This is a genomic window from Bacteroides sp. GM023, assembly GCF_014750685.1.
Lineage (GTDB): Bacteria > Bacteroidota > Bacteroidia > Bacteroidales > Bacteroidaceae > Bacteroides.
This window is the reverse complement of the sequence record NZ_JAAXGE010000004.1, coordinates 113,406-133,911: the sequence shown is the minus strand read 5'-3', so window position 1 is coordinate 133,911 and position 20,506 is coordinate 113,406. Positions and strand designations below refer to the sequence as shown.

At 39.8% G+C, this 20,506-nt stretch carries 9 protein-coding genes; 3 read left to right on the top strand and 6 right to left on the bottom strand.

What is annotated here, in order from left to right; genetic code table 11:
• Positions 1-4: 4 nt before the first annotated feature.
• From HC965_RS10645 to HC965_RS10620, 6 genes are all read right to left on the bottom strand, one after another.
• Positions 5-3,115: a TonB-dependent receptor gene (locus tag HC965_RS10645; RefSeq protein ID WP_191031482.1), complete on the bottom strand. Its 3,111-nt coding sequence runs from the start codon at positions 3,113-3,115 to the stop codon at positions 5-7.
• Between the two features lie 159 nt (positions 3,116-3,274).
• Complete coding sequence (locus HC965_RS10640; RefSeq protein WP_191031481.1) at positions 3,275-5,416, bottom strand: alpha-L-fucosidase; 2,142 nt, start codon at positions 5,414-5,416, stop codon at positions 3,275-3,277.
• Between the two features lie 141 nt (positions 5,417-5,557).
• On the bottom strand, positions 5,558-7,180 hold the full coding sequence (locus HC965_RS10635) for an alpha-L-fucosidase (protein ID WP_191031480.1): 1,623 nt from the start codon (positions 7,178-7,180) through the stop codon (positions 5,558-5,560).
• Positions 7,181-7,576: 396 nt separating this feature from the next.
• Complete coding sequence (locus HC965_RS10630; protein ID WP_191031479.1) at positions 7,577-8,908, bottom strand: DUF6055 domain-containing protein; 1,332 nt, start codon at positions 8,906-8,908, stop codon at positions 7,577-7,579.
• Between the two features lie 12 nt (positions 8,909-8,920).
• Entirely contained in the window at positions 8,921-10,009 is a 1,089-nt protein-coding gene (locus HC965_RS10625) for a hypothetical protein (protein ID WP_191031478.1), read from the bottom strand.
• 549 nt (positions 10,010-10,558) lie between these two features.
• Entirely contained in the window at positions 10,559-11,158 is a 600-nt protein-coding gene (locus HC965_RS10620) for a DNA-binding protein (protein ID WP_191031477.1), read from the bottom strand.
• Positions 11,159-11,565: 407 nt separating this feature from the next.
• Here HC965_RS10620 and HC965_RS10615 point away from each other — a divergent pair, with 407 nt between their 5' ends.
• The 3 genes from HC965_RS10615 (at position 11,566) to HC965_RS10605 (ending at position 20,263) form a co-directional block, all read left to right on the top strand.
• Positions 11,566-15,645 carry a hybrid sensor histidine kinase/response regulator transcription factor gene (locus HC965_RS10615; RefSeq protein ID WP_223854820.1) on the top strand — a complete coding sequence of 1,360 codons (4,080 nt, stop codon included), beginning with the start codon at positions 11,566-11,568 and terminating at the stop codon, positions 15,643-15,645.
• A gap of 198 nt (positions 15,646-15,843) precedes the next feature.
• Positions 15,844-18,189 (top strand): type I DNA topoisomerase, encoded by a 2,346-nt coding sequence (gene topA / locus HC965_RS10610; RefSeq protein ID WP_191031476.1) that lies wholly within the window; start codon positions 15,844-15,846, stop codon positions 18,187-18,189.
• Positions 18,190-18,253: 64 nt separating this feature from the next.
• Positions 18,254-20,263: an LruC domain-containing protein gene (locus HC965_RS10605; protein ID WP_191031475.1), complete on the top strand. Its 2,010-nt coding sequence runs from the start codon at positions 18,254-18,256 to the stop codon at positions 20,261-20,263.
• Positions 20,264-20,506 lie beyond the last annotated feature (243 nt).

The window sequence follows — 20,506 nt, the reverse complement described above, 5'->3', positions numbered from 1 at the left end:
AGGTTTAGAAATTTAATTGCAATCCTATATTGAATGTACGTTGCAACGGATATTTATACCACTCCAACTCTGGATCCCATTCTTTGAATGGACTGAAAACAGCCAGATTATCCCCGGTCACATAGATTCTACCGTATCTGCAGAAACGATATCCGATTTCCAACGTCTTGAAACGCAAAAAATTACCATTACGCATCCAGAATGTACTCGGTACAACGTTATTGTCTGAGTTTGCTTTTTGTAATCCAAGACGCGGATATGCTGCATTAGGGTTAGGGTTAGCTTCTGTCCAATAGTCCTTCGCTACAAATTTGAAAATGTTGTAATCAGACTCTCCGAACGGATGAATACCTGTTAACATAATCTTGCGCATAGCCGAACCGTTAAAGAACACTCCAAGATCAAATTTCTTATAGTTTATATTCAAACCAAATCCGTATTGTATACGTGGATTTCCACCATATTCCGAAATCATTCCCTGATCATCTGCATTGATTACACCATCACCGTTTAAATCACGGTATTTGATATCTCCCACTTGAGCGGTACTTCCCAGTTCTACCTTAGGACCGTATTTTATTTCATCTTCGGTCTGATATAATCCTTCTGCTATGTAACCCCATGTCGAGTTCAAAGGACGTCCGGTTTCTCTTTTCCATGGGTACGGTGTATAGGGTTCATCTCTATATACATATTTGTTCTCCACATACGTAAAGTTACCACGAAAGTCCATAGACAAATCCTTGTTAATGGAATGATGATAGTTGGTACTGAACTCCCAACCCCAGTTGTCTACCTTCCCGACATTACTCCAAGGTGTGGCACTATATCCCAATTGACTTGGCCATGTTTTTCTTTGCATCAGAATGTTCGAACGTTTTTCGTAGAAATAATCTGCCGTAATATTCCAATGACGGAAAAGTGTCATTTCTAAACCGACATCCAACTTCTTAGAACGTTCCCAGCCAGCATCCAATACGTAATAGCTTGAAATTTTCGGGCCACCAAATGTAGTTTGCCAATCATAACCGGTACTATATTTGATGTTGTCTAGTTCCACTTTATCCAAATAAAGAAAATGACCAAAGTCAGTGCCTGTTTCATCACTACCTACCAATCCATAAGATGCACGCAACTTCAAATTATCGATTTTGTCACGTAAGGGTTCAAAGAAAGCTTCATTGCTCACTACCCAGCCTAAAGAAGCAGCCGGAAAAAACTCGAACCGGTCACCTTTTGCCAAACGCTCTGTGCCGTTGTAACCAAAGTTGAATTCGAGTAAATAGCGCTGACCATAATCATATGTAAAACGACCGGAAAAACCTTGGTTACGATTAGGAAGCACATCCTTCTTAAAATCACGCTGCATATACATCAACATACCGCCTACATTATGTTTGCCAAATTGACGTGTATAGTTTATCTGGAACTGCATAAAAATAGTACGATCACCAGATCTGGTTATACCGGATTCAGCAATATATTGCTTGCCTGAAGTGCCTAAACGTTCTAATTCGTATGAGACAGGATTCTTGGGGTCGTAAGAATTTTCTTTCACTCGATAATAATAAGGTTCAATCGTTCTGTTATATTCAGAACTGGACCAGTTTTTAAAGTTCACCAATGCGTTTGCACTCAAACCTTTTGTAACAAAATCCAAGTTCTGCTTAATTTTCAATGTAGTATGTAGCATATTTGAGTCCACTTGTTTAAAAGTGGTGGCCATATATGCATAAGGATTTATTCTTGTGTAATTGGCTGTAAGAATGGAATTACCATACTTCACATGCTGATCGCCTTCCTGTGCAGGAAACACGGCCGGAAAGTTTATAGGGTTTGAAGATAACATCATTTTAAATAAATCATCGACCGAATTCTTAGGACCGCGATTATTACGAATCTGCGTATTCATGTTCAAATCGATTGTAGTTGTAGATGTCACTTTCACAGAGATATTATTTTGGAAGTTATACCCCATGTTATTGATATTATTGTTCCATGAATAATACTTGGGTGAATCCAACAAACCAGTATCGTGGTTCACATTTAAACTCATATAATAAGTTACTTTCTGACCACCACCAGATATATTGATATTCGCACGTTGATTAGTCGCAAAATCCTTGAATATCAAATCACCCCAATTCACATCCGGATAAACATATGGATTTAACCCATAACGAGTTCCTTCAATTTGCTGTCTGCTATATCTTCCTTGCCTAATTGACTTATTACGAGTAAGTTCAGCTTCATTATACATTTCCATCCAAGTGGCTCCATCTACAAACTCTGGAAAGTTCATTGGTTTATTGAATGAATTTTCCAAAGTGATGTTAATACGGGTTTTTGAATTCTCCTGTCCTTTCTTGGTAGTGATGAGCATCACACCATTCGCACCACGAGCACCATAAATGGCAGTTGCAGATGCGTCTTTTAAGATAGAAAAACTTTCGATGGTTTCGGCTGGAATATTGTCCAAATCCCCTGTAGCAATTTCCACATCGTCTAGCAAAATCAAGGGAGTAGCTCGTCCACCAAAAGTCGATACACCACGAATAAAGAATTCAGAAGCTGTTCCAGGTTCTCCGCTCTTGGTATTAACGATTACACCGGCCAATTTACCGGCCATAGAGCTAGTCAACGAAGAACTAGGAGCTTTAAGTTCCAATCCTTTCACGGTAGAAATAGCCCCCGTAACGCTTACTTTTTTCTGTGTTCCCGATCCGACAATCACTACTTCGTCCAGCATCTCATTATCGGAAGTCAACTTGATATCGATAATACCTGAAGTCTCTACAGGAACCTCCCGAGTTTTATAGCCAATAAAAGAAACGACTAAGATATCTTTGGTACTATTAACTGGAATAGAATAATTACCATCCAAATCTGATATTACACCTGTTTGAGTGCCTTTCAATGCAATATTGGCACCAATAATGGGACTGCCATCCAAAGCGTCCGTGACAGTGCCTGTTACTTGTCTTTTGCTTTGCTGTTGTTGAGCAGACACTGCCCCCTTAACTCCGGAGTCAGCTATCGCCGGTAGGCTCGTAGTGCCGGCAACTATAAAAGCTCCCAACGTTACAAAAGCAATCTTTCTTAAATAATACTTCATAAGCTTTTTCTTATAAAATTAGACATCAGTTAACTATATATATTTTAAATTTAAAATTCATCAATTATCACCCAAAAATCATTTTTTATTCACATACAGAAAGGGGTATTTACACAATGCTCATCAAAAGCGAATATTCCTTTCTACACTACAAAGAAATTAGTCAACAGTTCGCACTCCAATTTCAGCTACACTTATAAAATTCTTCTCCAACACACCATTGACCACAAATTTCAGATAACGTGACCGATAAACCTTATTTAACTTAATTTCCTGAGGCACAAGTGTCTGCCTAATGTTCTGAAAGACACCCTTTGAAGCCATTTCCCATTTCAGTCCATCTTCACTCAAATAAATTTCATAATTTTCAATGACTCCATCCACATTTCTATACATATCCTGACGTGGAGTGTAAATGATCTCGGACACAGGAATAGTAGTTCCCATATCAACAATAACCTCACCGGGTACAAATTCTTTCTTATTACCAGCATCATATGTATGGAAGTAACTCTCTACATTATCATCAATCATATTATCAACACCAGATTTAACAGGTGATATAATTTTCCAATTCTTCTTGCACTGATCAAAAATCACTGAAGTAATCTCTCCATTTTTTTTATCAGATGTAAAAACTGCTGCTCTTACAACTCCCTGTTTATCAAAAAGGAATGGCTCTTTATACTCATTTGAGGTAAATGACGGTTCGGTTCCGTCTGTTGTATATCGGATAGAAATTACAGGCCGGTCTGTTCTTATACTCACCATTCCATCCTTCTTTCTATAAATTTTTGGTGCTTCTAAATTATCAGGTTCTTTAAACAGACTTACTTCACTCACAGCCAATGCTACTGGGGCAAAAAAGCGTAAACGGATTCTGTCTGTATTCAAATCATTCTCAAGACGAATAATTCGACACGCCCCTATGCTGGTAGCCTCTGCTATTTCTTTCCAGCCACCATCTACCCAAGCATCGACTTTCATAGAGTCGATTCGTTGACCTAATTTTATGTTTTCACGCACTTTTATCAGATTAAAAACTTGTTTCTTTGGAAGTTCTATCATCAATGATGCATTTGTTACTGTATCGTCAGTCGCCCAATAAGAATACCGGTCATTGTCTGTAAGCTTTGCAGTACCATAATGCCTAGTTATATTCCCACGCACATTAGATGGCACCAAACGTGCTCCTTTAATAAAATTTTTGCTAAAAGTTTTATTCATTAATTCAGCGAAACCTTCCAAAGATTTGACATCTCTCCACTCCATTACTCCTTTTGGAGTTAAAGGAAGACACATATCAAATCCCTGCCCCAACCCAACACTCGCAAGATAGATATCAAATAATTTTTGAGGGCTTTTAGTAGTCAAGCTATCTGTAGTATGATAAGCAAAACGCCTTTTTAGCGAAAAGTCACACTCTGCCGGAATCCAATATTTCCCATGTCGTTGTCCCTCATTCAACATTTTAATCCGCTCACCGTCACTATTAGGGCGTGGTCTCATGTTCCAGTTTCCTTCAGGGAATAATGTTGCCCAACAAGTTTTTTTATATCTTCCGGCATATCCATCCTCATTTCCTACCCAACGGATATCAGGTCCGGGGTCATTAAAAATGACAGCGTTGGGTTGGAGTTCTCTGACAATCGCATAAATATTATCCCAGTCGTAATATTCGATGAATCCGCCACGATATTCATTAGCACCTCCGTAATATCCCGAACCACCGGCACCTGGAGCACCATCAAACCAAAGAGTAAACAGTTCTCCATAATTGGTACACAATTCTGTTAGTTGTTCCTTATACATTTTCAGATATTCGGGCGTTCCGAAACATGCAGCATTTCTATCCCACGGCGATAAGTAAAGTCCGAGTTTAAGCCCATGCTTACGACAAGCCTTCGCCCATTCGCCAACCCAATCTCCTTTGCCATCTTTCCAAGGTGATTTAGAAATATTATAATCAGTGGTTTTCGTTGGCCACATACAGAACCCACCATGATGCTTTGCATTGATGAGAAATCCTTTCGAACCTATTTTTTTTGCAAGAAGAACTATTTTTTCTGCGTCAAAATCTACAGGATTCACTAGTTCCGGAGACTCATTACCCCATCCCCAATGAATATCAAGTGCATTGTTCTGATTGAATTCAATCATATTATACATTTCCATTTCATGCCAAGCTAGTTGACGATCTGTAGGCAATGCTCCATACGGTTGCGGTGGATCCATTTTAGTGGAGATACAAGAAGCTAACATAGCCATACATAACAACATAAAAGATAATCTACAACTCATAATTCTTTTAGACTAAATTAATATTTCCATTTCAGTTATTCAAAACATTTTTGCTACAATAGTATAATACGTACCTGACTCATCTATGATATTCTTGATCGCAATATATTTTTCACCATATATCTTTAAATTATGACTTATTTATTGATGAATACGAAAAGTATAAGCGAAGTCACATGGCCTATTTGATACTTCCTGCAAACTTTTAGGAATAGTAATAGTCGTTATTCCATTTTTATGATTCCACTTTAAGGGCCTTTCAACCCCTAGCATATAAATTTCAGAGTGCTTTGCAGGCTTCACCGATACTAATTGTAATTTTCTGCCCGGCCATTCTGTTGATATAGCATAAATCGTTTTATTATCTTTACTGCGCGTATAATGTATGTTTTCTTCGACTGGCGTAGAATATGCCCGGGTATAGTAAATGCCCTCACCATTAATTTTAAGCCATCTGCCAATATCTTTCAAACGCTTCTCTTGAATCTCAGGTAAAGCTCCTTGTGCATCCAGATTAACAATCAACAATAAGTTTCCGCCTTTAGAAACGATATCAACAAACATATCAATAAATTCTTTTGAGCTGATGATATTTTCGTCAGTATCCTGCCAATTAAAACCATATGACTGGCTAATACCCCGACATTCCTCCCATGCATGTCGGATCCTATTATCATCAGACATGTCTCCGTATTCACTAGTAAAGAAATCCCCTCTGCGGGACCGTAACCGTTTCCCGTTCTCCAGTCCATAACGGTCATTAACAGCTACCTCTTTCCGCGTTTCAGCCTGATTATAAAAATAGGCGGAAATGTCATAGCTACCTAATAACTCCACGGGAGCATTCCATTCACCGTCATACCAAAGAATGTCAGGATCATATTTATCTATAAATTCAACTGCTTGAGGAATGATGTAGTCCTTGGCAAAGTCTGTCACCGCTATTTTTCCTGAAGTTCTTCCCTCCTGTATTGGATTATATGGTTCATAATGCCCTCCCCATTTCCTAATTTTCAACATTCCATCCTGATCAATAACGGGATACTCCCATTCGTCCGTGCTAAAATAGAATCCAAATTTCAGGCCATTCTTTTTGCAACAGTCAACTATCGGGGCAATCAGGTCTTTCCCCAACATATTACCTACATCTCTGTGCGTAAAAGATGAGGGCCATAGGCAAAATCCACTATGGTGTTTGCTAAACGGAATCACATATTTCATTCCTGCCTCAACCGCTATATCAATAATTTTCTCCGGTTGATAGTTCTCTGCCCTGAAAAGAGGAATCAGATCATCTCTTTCAAAACCCTTTCCCCAGTTTTTCTCGTGATATTTCATAAAACTAGAGTGATTATAAAGGTGAAATTCATACCAATCGGGATACATAGCTCCTTTAGTTTTTTCCGCCCATCCACTTACCGACCAAAGTCCCCAATCAATAAACATTCCGAATTTACTATCTTCAAACCATTCAGGTGCCACATGTTGATCAATAGACATTCTCGTAGGTTTCCATTTACCGCTGCAGTTAACGCGCATTACTTTATCATAAACACCCTTTGCATTCCGCATCATTTCTTTCGAAAATTTATCTTTAAGATCAGATAATGAATATCTGTAGCGATAAGAAACTGGATCATATCCATCCGGTCTTCTATATTCCGCTGGAGCTAATGGGATATCAGTGTCAAATACATTTTGCTGGCAATAAATATCCCCCATCAGAAATAAAAACACTAAACTGAGAATAATCTTGTTCATCATAGATATTAGCATTGTTATATAGATTAATCAGGTTAATACTCTAAAGACAAAAGAAATATAACTCTTAGTTATAAAAGCCAATCAGATTATCTTCTGCCCACTAAGGTAGACGTATACCAGTAAAGTCAAGGCAAATTGCGTACAAAAGAACAACAATATAGTAAAACGTGAGATCTTTTCACTTACTGCTCTGTATTTCACCAATTATTATCCTAGATCATGTACCATTTTATTGCTCATATTTTATTTCTACAAACAAATCTCTTTTCACTATCAGGTCACTTTCATCTAAATAGAATAAATATCAAGTACTTTATTATCATATTTTTCAATCCGATACCACACTTTTCCCATCTCAAATAATAACCTCCATAACCAGATACTTCAATCATTCCATTACAAAGTATCTGGATGAAATGAAGTCTTACTGATCTTTATCCGATATGGCCATTCAGCGACTTGCTCCATTTTCTGATGATATTTCGTATGTTTATCTGGTGCTCCTGTCACGACAAGCCACAAGAACTGGGTATCGTCAGGAACTATAAAATTAACAGTTTGATTCACGCTATTTACAGCTCTATTCATCTTACTATAAATTCTCTTTCCATTCTTCTGCATGGCAACAAAGCCGTAACGCCACCCTGCATACGCCTTATTTTCCGAATAAAAACCTTCATTTCCAGCCATTCCCTCAAAAGTCAAGTCTATGACTGTCCCTCCTTTAGGAACCTTCAATCTAATTGCATTATAACCATAACTTTGTGGACAATATTCTTTTGTTATTTGATACCATCCGTTCCCCATTTTCTTTAATTTACAACGATGCTCATTAGCATAAGAACTACAAACTGATTTTATGCGGGGAAGATCCCAAGTTACAAAACGAGTTGCCGCATCATAGATTTCTTCATTAAACAAATCTTGAGAAGTCTTCGTTATTCGCATATAAGTGGACACTGGGTCCTCTTCTTTTAAAGCTTCACTCCACATTCTGCCTATCACCGGCAATCCATGCTTATAAGACCAGTACTCCATAAACTGCGGAGCACAATATTGGTTCGTTTTATGAAACAATGTATAATGTGTCTGTTTCATGTAATTATTCAAATGATAATTCTCAATAGTCACCCAGTCTGGATGTACCTGCCATAGCATCCATTGAGAAGTATACTCATAGAGTGTCGTCCCCGGAAATCCTTTGCCACCATCTGCCTCAACCATAAACTGAAAAGAATGCCCTAACTCGTGAGCAAGTGTACAGTAAGGATACCCGTTTATTCTGCACGGACGAAACCAGGTCATTCCGACATTGTCATGAGCACCACCATAGACTGTCTTCTCATTGTCATCATACATCCATATAATCATCTTATACTTATCAGTATAAGATTTCCCTTTCTGCACAAATTTCAATTTGTCTACAAAATAACGATAGTACCGTTCGCCCTCACTCAATATCTCATTCGGATAAAATCGTTTACTCTCATCCATGTTTACAGCAGGTTCCCTGCCAAAAGACCTCTCCCAGAAAATAACCAGATTATCAGACTCTGCCATACAATCATAGCCAAATCTACCATCAGGAACATCAAAACCGTGCTTTTTAAGATCATCTTCCGGAATAAAAATAATTTTATTTCCCAACTTAGCCTGCAACATTTGTATATTAAGGGCCAACATCAATCCACAAAACAAATAGATAAAATTTCGCTTACTACAGCACATATTACTTTACTTTTAAAATGTTACATTAACCGTATAAGTATCATTACCTGTTTCCAAATGCTTTCTCTGTAGTTCCACATCAGGAAGCCATACATATTTCTTTTGTCCCACCTCATCTATTATTTCTACTAGAAAACTAAACCAATAAGAATATGGGAATAAATCTTGTGGTTCTTTGGGAGGAATATTGGCATCTGTCATATCGGGATGATACAACTTATACAAATCAGTTATCTCAATTATGCCTCGTTTACTGGTAGTGTATGTTCTGTAAGCTTTCGGATATACATCCCGCTTATTATATTTACCACCGGCACGAGTTCCATAAAAATTCACTGTACAATTAGATAACGGTTTCCCCATTTTACCCACTTTAATCACTAGTTTACGAGGAAAGACTTTGTCTGACAAGTCTTTATCCAGTGGTCTCATTTTTGCTGTATAATTGAATAAAGCCGAACAATAATCACTCCAGACGCGATATCCAGTCCCCATATTACATTTAGGAGGAGTTAATTTCTCATGACTTATCGGATTATCTTCTGCAGCAATCATATATTGATATAAATCTGTAGCACCACGCACATGTCCATACTCGTGCCCTAGATTACTATATGTCCCCTGATCGGGATATAGCGCATCTGTAAAAATGTTATGAGCTTCACGAACATAACACATCACCACCGACTGCCCACTGGCTCCACCGCCACCACAAGATAGTCCTTCATTCTTTGCGCCCAACGCCAGAAACAACACAAAGTCATATTTCGACAAATCAAGCCGACCGAAAGCCTTTCTCTGAAACTCTCCGTATCTGTCTTTATCTCCCTGAATATCATACACACACAATTCGTCAGCAGGAACAAACCGGAAATAATAGTTAAACTTATTGGGACTTTCATTCCAAAAGCGGGTTGTATTATGAAACATCTGCTGCAAATTCTTTTTAAAAGATGCTTCTCCGCCATAACGTTCCAAATCGATTTTATCCACCCATACTTGCGCACGATACTCAATCGTATCTTTCACCTCCACACAAAAAGTATGAGTCGCCCAAACCAGACAACTGCATGCTATTAATATACACTTTAGAATACCCATAGATTTTCTTTTAGATTTATACCGTATTATAATTCAGTTGATACCCTGATAAAATACGTTTTACCAGAATATCATCCGCTATTGCCAAACTCCAGTAAGGTTAACTTATGTTTTTATCCTTTTCGAAACAAAAGTATGCAATAGAACACTTTAACAAGGCTAATTATGTACAAAAGAGCAACAATATCGTAAAAAGAAAAATTGAATATTTAATTTTATACTAAATTTATCCGGAAGTCACAAAAAAGAGGATATTCCAAAGAATCCCCTCTTATAATAGACTCCTGAATTATTATAAAATATCAGGTCGCTTTTTATATATACCACAGAATGCCCTGTCCCATATTTCTACAGAATAGAATAGTTGCCTGCAAAATTTGCTTGCCTACAATATATTTGGCTGTCTTACTTCCGCTCCCCACATTCGCTGACACTTATACGGAAGCAGAAACATCTTTCAAAAGAGTGACGGTATCCTTTCGATATAGTGACGGTATACCAACTAGATAGTGACGGTATTCCATACATATACCGTCACTATACCAATTCCTACTTTATATAGACTACAGAACGTCCTGAACCATACTTTTTCAATACACCATCTTTGATAAAAGCATTGATATCCTGCAATGCCTGTATCTTCGTTTTTCCTACAAGCATAGCATAATCCTGACGGTTGATGCACGGATGGCCTTCCAAGAACTTTTCCAACCGTTGCAAACATCTCTCCCTATCCAAGGGATTCTTTACACGAAAAGGAGAATGATAGCGTTGTAATTCGATCTCACTCTCAATATCCTTTTTAAACTGCCGGTTGACACGGAAATTAATATCTTTCAGAGATACGGACGGTGAATGTAAGTCTTTTGAATCCATCACTTTCTTGTCAACACTCAATGAAAGAGAGAAATAACCGATATCGCCCAGTTCTACCGAAAATCCTTTCAAAAGCAAATGACACAGTTCTTTTGATATAGCTTCTATAACGCCGACCACTTGCGCATGGGGCATATGCTGCAATGCGGTCACTTGTTCCACAAATTCTTCGGCTGTATAACTGCCCTTCAAAACGACACGTGCATGCAAAGGCTGTTCTTCCCCGCTTTTAGCAAGATCGGGAGTTTCATAAAGATCATAATTTACGCTCATTCTCAATTAGTTTTTCAATAGGAAAGATTAATTTCCTCTCTCCTATGGATTAATTTTCTAAAACACATTCTAGTTTTCGTTTGACTTAAGTCAGGCGATAGTTCAACTTAAGTCATTCTTTCGTCTGACTTAAGTCAAACGAAAACTGATATACTAACGAGACAAATGTACATAGAATATACAGATACTAATCTATGCAAAGCGAGATTTAATTTCAACCAATGAATTATCCCAAAAACCACAGCCATATTCACCAATAATTATCCAAGATTTGAACGATTTTTTTGTTCACTTTCAAAAGTTTTATTCCACACCTAAAAAGACAGCCTATCATTTGCTTTTGCTACTAATTCTTCCTAATATTGTCCTATACTAATGAAAACTAATACACATAAAATGAATCCCCCATGAAAAAAATCGTTCTTTTGATAACCATACAAATCCTGTGCATGCATTCATTCATCGTGAATGCGCAGCGTATCTTCTCCACCTCCTATACAATGGATGATGGACTGGCAGCCAACAGAGTATACAGCATTTTGCAAGATTCATGCGGATTCATGTGGTTCGGTACCGATGATGGATTAAGCAGATTCGACGGTATTGCATTCAAGAACTACTATCTATCAGAATATATCAACGCAACAACCAGCAACAGTGTCAAGAAAATATTTATCGACCGCAGGGGCAGAATGTGGATAGGATTGGATACCGGAATTGTCATTTACGACTCGAAAACAGACACCTTCCAACCTTTCCATGCCAAAACTGAAACTGGAGAAATGATACAAACCTACGTCACCGATATGATAGAGGACAGTGACGGAGAAGTATGGATTGCAACGAGTGGAGAAGGGCTTTACCGTTTTTCTCCATCCGATAAAGTCAGGCTTAGAGTATACCGGAATATTCCCGGAAAAACTAATAGCATCTCCCAAAACATTATCATGACATTGCAGCAAGACAGTAAACAAAACATTTGGATAGGAACCTATTCGGAAGGATTATGCTGCTTTGACAAACAGAAAAACACGTTCGTCACTTACAAAAAGAACAATCACCCTAATAGTTTATCAGATAATTCCATTCAGAAAGTGTTTGAAGACTCACACGGCAATTTATGGATAGGAACTTTTCAGAACGGGCTCGACCTGTTCAATCCAGTGACTAAAACTTTCACCAACTACCGGGACAGAAGTCCGAACAACCTATTATATCATATCCACGACATTAAAGAATACAGACCTGGCGAGTTGTTCATTTCATCCGACAACGGTATGGGAATTTTTAAAGCAGACAAAGGAGAAATTATACAATCCGACAATCCGAATCTGAAAATAAGAACCGGAGCCAATAAGTTTATATATACCATCTATATGGATAAGGAAGAAAGCCTCTGGCTGGGCTCCTATTTCGATGGAATCAAATTCTATTCGGCATTTCAGAATAATTTCAAATATTATAGCTGTTCATCATCGTCCACGCCACAATCAGGAAAAGTAATCAATGTCATCAAAGAAGACAAAGATGATAAATACTGGATAGGTACGGATGACAATGGTATTTTCCGATTTGATGCCAAAACTCAAGAAATTACCCCCTTCCGGGATGCAGCCAGCATAGGCACGACTTACTATTGTATACACGATCTGCTGGTAGACGGAGATAAACTATATGCCGCCACTTATGGAAGAGGTTTGGAGGTGATTGATTTAAAAACAGGAAAAGTGGAAAGTTTTCTCAATAATCCAGAAGATTCAACATCTATCCCCTCCTCACGGGTATTCACTCTATATAAGGCCAGTAATGGATGTATTTACGTGGGCACCTCTGCAGGATTCTGTTACTATAACCCCGAAAAAAACAATTTCATCAGAATCGGTTCTTTTACAGGCAAAATATCGGATATCATTGAAGATTACTTCGGAAGAATATGGATAGGAACAAGCATCAGTGGATTATATTCATACAATGTCAGAACCCAAAAGATAACATCTTATCAACGTTCGGACCATCCGAATTCACTAACAAAGAATGTAATCACCACATTAGCTATCGACAGCAAAAAACAGCTATGGGTGGGAACGTATGGCCAAGGGCTTTGCAGATATAATGATGAAACGGACGATTTCACCAGATATGATCACCTGAAATTGCCAAATAAAATCATCAATTCAATTATCCCCAAAGGAGACTTACTATGGATAAGTACCAATAAAGGGCTTGTTGTATACAACCCGGACACGAAACATATAAAAACCTATTCGAAATCAAACGGACTATACAATGAACAATTCACACCATGTTCAGGCTTTGAATCTTCTGACGGTAGACTATTTTTGGGTTCGACAGACGGTTTCTGTTATTTCTTCCCGCAAGACTTAAGAGAAAACACATACAATCCACCTGTCGTCCTCACCAATATGACCATTTTCGGAAAAGACATACAGGCTGACACGCCCAATTCACCTATTCACCAGTCCATAGGATATACAGATGAGATTGTGTTGAAATATAACCAGTCCATGATCGGATTCGATTTTGCCGCACTAAGTTACATTGCTCCCAAAGAGAATGATTATCAATATATGCTGGAAGGTCTGGACAGCGAATGGCAGTTCACTAAAGGAAGTAACAACCATCTTTCCTATGCAAACTTACCCGTCGGTGAATATGTATTAAGGATCAAGGGAACGAACAGCGATAAACTATGGAGCAGTAATGAAGTACAGCTAAAAATCAAGGTGCTGCCTCCATTCTTCCGGTCGCAACTGGCTTATCTGATCTATGCCCTCGTCCTGTTGATTGCGATTATGTTAACCGTATGGTATTACGTAAAACGCACGGAGAAACGTCAGAAAGAACGTATCAAGAGACTGAACGATGAAAAAGAAAAAGAGCTCTATAACTCCAAAATAGATTTCTTCACTAACATTGCTCATGAAATTCGAACTCCATTGAGCCTTATTATCGGCCCATTGGAATACCTGATGAAAACTTCAAGTATCAACAATGTGTATGGGGAATACCTAAGTATTATTGAACAGAATTACAAACGCTTGTATGCGCTTGTCACCCAATTGCTGGATTTCCGCAAAGTAGATACGGGATCTTATAAACTATCGTATGACTGTTACCGGATTAAAGAAGTAATCAGTAAGGTCACCTGTATTTTCGAGTTATCGGCCAGACAAAAGAAAGTGACGATTGACACTTCTTCCATCCCGGAAGAACTGAGCATCGTCATAGATGAAGAAGCTTTTACCAAGATTATCAGCAATCTACTAAGCAATGCCTTGAAATATGCCAAAAGCACGATTCGTATTACAACTATAGAAAAGGATTCCGAGATAGTAGTCACCGTGACCGATGACGGCATAGGCATCACCGACCCGGAGAAAACGAAAATATTCGATGCCTTCTATCAGGTCAGGAACAACAGCGAAATCAATAAATTGGGAATCGGAATCGGACTCCATATGACCCGCTCGCTCGTCCAACTGATGAACGGGAAGATTGAAGCCAACGACAGGGAAGATGGTGAAAGCGGTGTTGCCATTTCGGTTTATTTCCCGAAACAGGCGGCTGTCACCACCTCACCTCAAACGGCCAAACGGGTGGAAGATACGATTATCCCCGAAAACAGTGCCGAAAGAATGGAAGAGAGCGAGTTGGAAGTAGCACTTCCCGACGAACCGCTGAAGAAGCAATATGCCGTTATGGTGGTTGACGATAATCCGGAGATTTTGGATTTCCTTTCCAAAATTCTGTCCGAAGAATATTTTGTCATCTCTGCATCCAGCGGTGAAGAAGCGCTGCCTATTCTCGAAAAGAATACCATCGACGTCATTATCAGTGACGTGATGATGGAAGAAATGGATGGTTTCGAGCTTTGCGGGAAAATCAAGAGCAATATCAACATATCCCATGTTCCCGTTATCTTACTGACTGCCAAGACGGATACGGAAAGCAAAATCAAGGGATTGGAAGCCGGGGCGGATGCGTATATAGAGAAGCCGTTCTCGCCGTTCCATCTGAAAGCGCAATTACGGAATTTGCTCAAGAAGAGGGAGAGCCAGCAGAAAACGTATGCTTCCAGTCCATTATCAGAGTTGCGCTCTACGGTTCACAATAAACTGGATGAAGAATTTATGAACAAGTGTTCCGAAATCATTCTGAACAATATCGAAGATTCCGAGTTTTCGGTAAATACACTGGCACAGGAGCTAGGCATGAGCCGCACTTCCGTATTCACAAAAATCAAAGGTATCATCGGAATGACGCCCAATGATTTTATCAAAATTACCCGGTTGAAGAAAGCCTGCCGAATGATGGTGGAAGGGGAATACAGAGTGACGGAGATAGGATTCCTTGTCGGATTCAGTTCTTCTTCCTACTTTGCCAAATGTTTCCAAAAGCAATTTGGTATGTTGCCGACGGAATTTCTCAAGAAAACGAAAGAAGATCCTTCATCCATCAAGGAGTAGGCTTACGGAGTAAGCAATCATAAACAACGCATTTTTCTCAAAACCAACTATGAAGATTTATCAACGGGAATCTTCATAGTTATAGACGCAAATTCTAAGAATTTATTAAATTCTCCTTATAATATAAGGTAGGGAGAATCTTTTTTTCTACTTTTGTCCCCGAATATTGTGGTACAAGCCATTATAAAAGAAAGAATTATGCAGAAAAACCTTGTCATTGTCGAGTCTCCGGCAAAAGCAAAAACGATTGAGAAGTTTCTTGGGAAAGATTTCAAAGTCCTTTCAAGTTACGGACACATACGCGACCTGAAGAAAAAAGACTTCAGCATCGACGTGGAGAAGAATTTTAAACCCAACTACGAAATCCCGACAGACAAAAAGGCTTTGGTCAGCACACTGAAAGCAGAAGCAAAGGCGGCAGAAACCGTATGGCTCGCATCCGATGAGGACCGCGAGGGAGAGGCGATCGCCTGGCATCTGTATGAGGTCTTAAAACTAAAACCGGAAAACACAAAACGAATCGTATTCCATGAAATTACGAAGAGCGCTATCCTGAAAGCTATCGAACAGCCACGCGATATTGACATCAATCTCGTGAATGCACAGCAGGCACGACGTATCCTGGACCGCATCGTAGGTTTCGAACTTTCTCCCGTACTTTGGAGAAAAGTGAAGCCGGCCCTTTCGGCAGGACGTGTACAGTCGGTTGCTGTCCGCCTGATTGTTGAGCGTGAGCGCGAAATCCACGCTTTCAAGTCGGAAGCGGCTTATCGCGTGACCGCCGTATTCCTCGTGCCCGACACGGACGGAAAACTGGTGGAAATGAAAGCTGAACTGGCTCGCCGTATCAAAACGAAAAAAGAAGCAAAGGCTTTCCTCGAAGCTTGCCAGGGAGCAAACTTTGCTATCGAAGATATTACTACCCGCCCGATAAAGAAAACGCCGCCCGCACCGTTCACTACGTCTACATTGCAACAGGAAGCTGCCCGCAAACTGGGATATACCGTTGCTCAGACCATGATGCTGGCACAGCGCCTGTATGAATCGGGATTCATCACTTATATGCGTACGGACTCTGTCAACCTGTCGGAATTTGCAACGATAGGAAGCAAGGACGCCATCATCAAGATGATGGGCGAACGTTATGTGCATCCCCGCCACTTCGAGACAAAAACCAAAGGGGCACAGGAAGCGCATGAGGCCATCCGTCCTACTTATATGGAAAATCAATCCGTAGAGGGTTCGGCACAGGAGAAGAAGTTGTACGACCTGATATGGAAACGTACTATCGCTTCGCAAATGGCGGACGCGGAACTGGAAAAGACAACTGCGACAATTACAATAAGCGGCAGCAGCGACGTGTTTACTGCTATCGGTGAGGTGATTAAATTTGACGGATTCCTGCATGTTTACCGTGAGTCTCACGACGACGACAATGAGCAGGAAGATGAAAGCAATTTGCTGCCTCCGTTGAAGAAAGGTCAGAAACTGGAACACGGCCCTATCATCGCGACCGAGCGTTTCACTCAACGTCCGGCACGCTATACGGAAGCCAGCCTTGTACGCAAGCTGGAAGAACTGGGTATCGGACGTCCGTCTACATACGCTCCTACTATTTCTACGATTCAGCAACGCGAATATGTGGAAAAGGGAAATAAGGAAGGAGAAGAACGCAACTTTAATGTGATGACTCTAAGAGACAATCAGATTAAGGATGAAAATCATTCCGAAATTACCGGCACGGAGAAATCAAAACTGTTCCCGACGGATATAGGTACGGTAGTCAATGACTTCCTGACTGAATACTTCCCGGACATTTTGGATTTCAACTTTACGGCAAGCGTAGAAAAGGACTTTGACGAAATTGCCGAGGGCGGAGTGCAATGGACTTCTATCATGAAAACCTTCTATGATAAATTCCATCCGTCTGTAGAAAGCACATTGGCTATAAAGACAGAACATAAGGTAGGAGAGCGTATGCTGGGAAAAGACCCTGAAAGCGGCAAACCTATTTCGGTCAAGATCGGACGTTTTGGCCCCATGGTACAAATCGGTACGGCGGAAGATGAGGAAAAACCACGTTTTGCACAAATGAAGAAAGGGCAATCCATGGAAACCATCACGCTGGAAGAGGCTTTGGAACTGTTCAAGCTACCTCGCACGCTCGGCGAATATGAAGGAAAGACTGTCAGCGTAGGTGTCGGCCGCTTTGGTCCTTACGTGCTGCACAACAAGGTGTATGTGTCACTTCCGAAGACATTAGACCCGATGGAAGTTACGTTGCAAGAAGCAGAGCAACTGATTTTGGAGAAACGTCAGAAGGAACTGGAACGCCACATCAAAAAGTTTGAGGAAGAACCGGAACTCGAAATCCTGAATGGACGCTACGGCCCTTATATGACTTACAAAGGTTCCAATTATAAGATACCTAAAGACATCGTTCCGCAGGATTTGACTCTTCAGAACTGCCTTGATTTAATCAAAGTGCAAGACGAAAAGGGAGCTACTGCTGCACCAAAAAAGAAGTTTGCTAAAAAGAAGTAAATACTTATTTGGTTAATGCCAAACTTCTCCATATATTTGCCCATTAATTTCTTTATTTTCAGACATGAAACAAACAATATCTGTAAAGACATTAATGGGCATCTTTTTAGTACCATTAATATGTAGCTGTGTTGACAACCAGCGTGATTTATTCGAAGAACCGGGGAAACTTTCAAAAGACGAGTATTTTGATTTCGACATGAATCAGAGTCTGACGATAGACGTCGACTATGGTTTTAAGAATGACTATGCCGTTCTTTTCGAGATTTACGACCAGATTCCTGTTGAAGTGAACAGCGAAACCGGTGCTTCAGTGAAAAAGAGTATAGAACCTATTTACCGGGCTACTACCGATAAGTATGGTAAGTTCAATGAAGAAGGAGTTACCATCTCATCCGCCGTGTCGGAAGCATGGTTGTCTTCTGACTATTTGGGTGCAGCCTCGCCTGTAAAAATCACAATCGGGGCGGACAAGCGCATTTCTTTCAATCAGGATGCATATATCCAATCCCTGCTAGCCAAATCTCCGGCACTTAGCAGAGGAATCACCACTAATGACCATAAGTTTCTGGACGACTGGACGCTTCTGCCCGGTGTGGACTGGGATAACAACGGACGGCCGAACAATTTGTCGGCAGAGAAAAATATTCCGCCTGCCAGCGTACTTTATAATATAAAGAGCATTTTCAATAATAGGGATGGCAACAACATATCAAAGAATCATCCTGAATTCTTTGATGGTAACATGATTTCTGATATTCCTATCATAAAGGATACTGAAGTCAGCTTGGTATTTGTAAACAGCACTGCGGGCTGGTATAACACAGTCGGATACTATACATATCCTTCCAACGAGACGCCTACTGTTGATAATATCAAAAAGATAGTAGCATTCCCTAACGCTTCTCCCGTTTATAAATCAGCCGGTGTAGGTGCTTTGGTTTGTGGCGATGAAGTGAAACTGAAATACTGGAACGAAACAAAAAATCAATTCGAAGACAAGTTTCCGGCTGGTGTCACTATCGGCTGGTGTCTGCAAGGTATGGGATTCAGAGATAAACCTTTGGACGGTTATGTGCAAGGTGATCTCGTAGTTGGTCAAGGAACCCGTTATTCTACCACTGACTTAAACGAAGTAGGTAAAGATGGCTTGAAAAGACAAAGAACCGTATCACTCCGCGAAGACCCATCCAACCAAATCGTTGCCATAGGTTTTGAAGATAACATCGACCTCGATTATTGCGATGCCATTTTCTACGTTCACATAGCAGAGAAAAATGCCATTGATGAAGAAGTGATTCCTCCATTGCCTGTTGATCCTGAGGCGCCTCCTACTGATGAGGATAATTATACCATGCGTTCAGGAACATTATTATTTGAAGATTTATGGCCGGAGCAAGGAGACTATGACATGAATGACGTAATGATACGATATACAAGCAAAGTGTATAAATCAATACTCACCAATCGTGTTTATAAAATCGTTGACGAATATATTCCTTTCCATCGTGGTGGATATTTAGCGAATGGGTTCGGTTATCAGTTGCACAACATTTCCAATAGTGATGTTAGCAAGATAACTATCGAAAGACCCTCTTATGCGCAGAAATCTCAATACATGAGTGGAGATAGAGAATCGGGACAATCCCATCCTACCATCTTGCTCTTTGACGATATGCTGATATTCAACGGAAAAGAAGAAGCTGACCGTAAATACACCGTTACCATTCAGGTAAATGATGTATCTGAGAAAAGTGTCTTGCCACCTTACAATCCGTTTATCTTTATTGAGTCTGACAAGACCAGAGGAAAAGAAGTGCATCTAGTGAAGTATCCGCCTACGGATAAAGCGAATCTTTCCTTGTTGGGTACAGGTAAAGACGTTTCCCGCCCGGATGAAGAATTGTATTATGTTTCAGTAGACTTGATGCCTTTCGCACTCAATATGCCGGTTGTCGATTTCCCGATTCCTGAAGAAGGTGTGAGAATAGACGAGTCTTATCCGCAATTTGCGACATGGGTGAAATCGAACGGAAAGCAATCGACCAAATGGTACATGTATCCTAAGAAATAATAGTCTTCAATGAAGTAACAATCTTCAATGAAGTAGCAATCTCTTATAAAGACGATAAATAAAATGAGCAGGCAGGATTAATCCTTGCCTGTTTTTTTTATGCTTTCTATTTTAGCTTATCCCTCTATTAGAATATGATATGTCAAAGATAACTTATGCGCAAAGAATCAAGACACAGAGCAAAAAGTCGCCAATTGAACACCAAAAATCAAATCCTCTTAAAAGAGATAAAACTACTTTTGG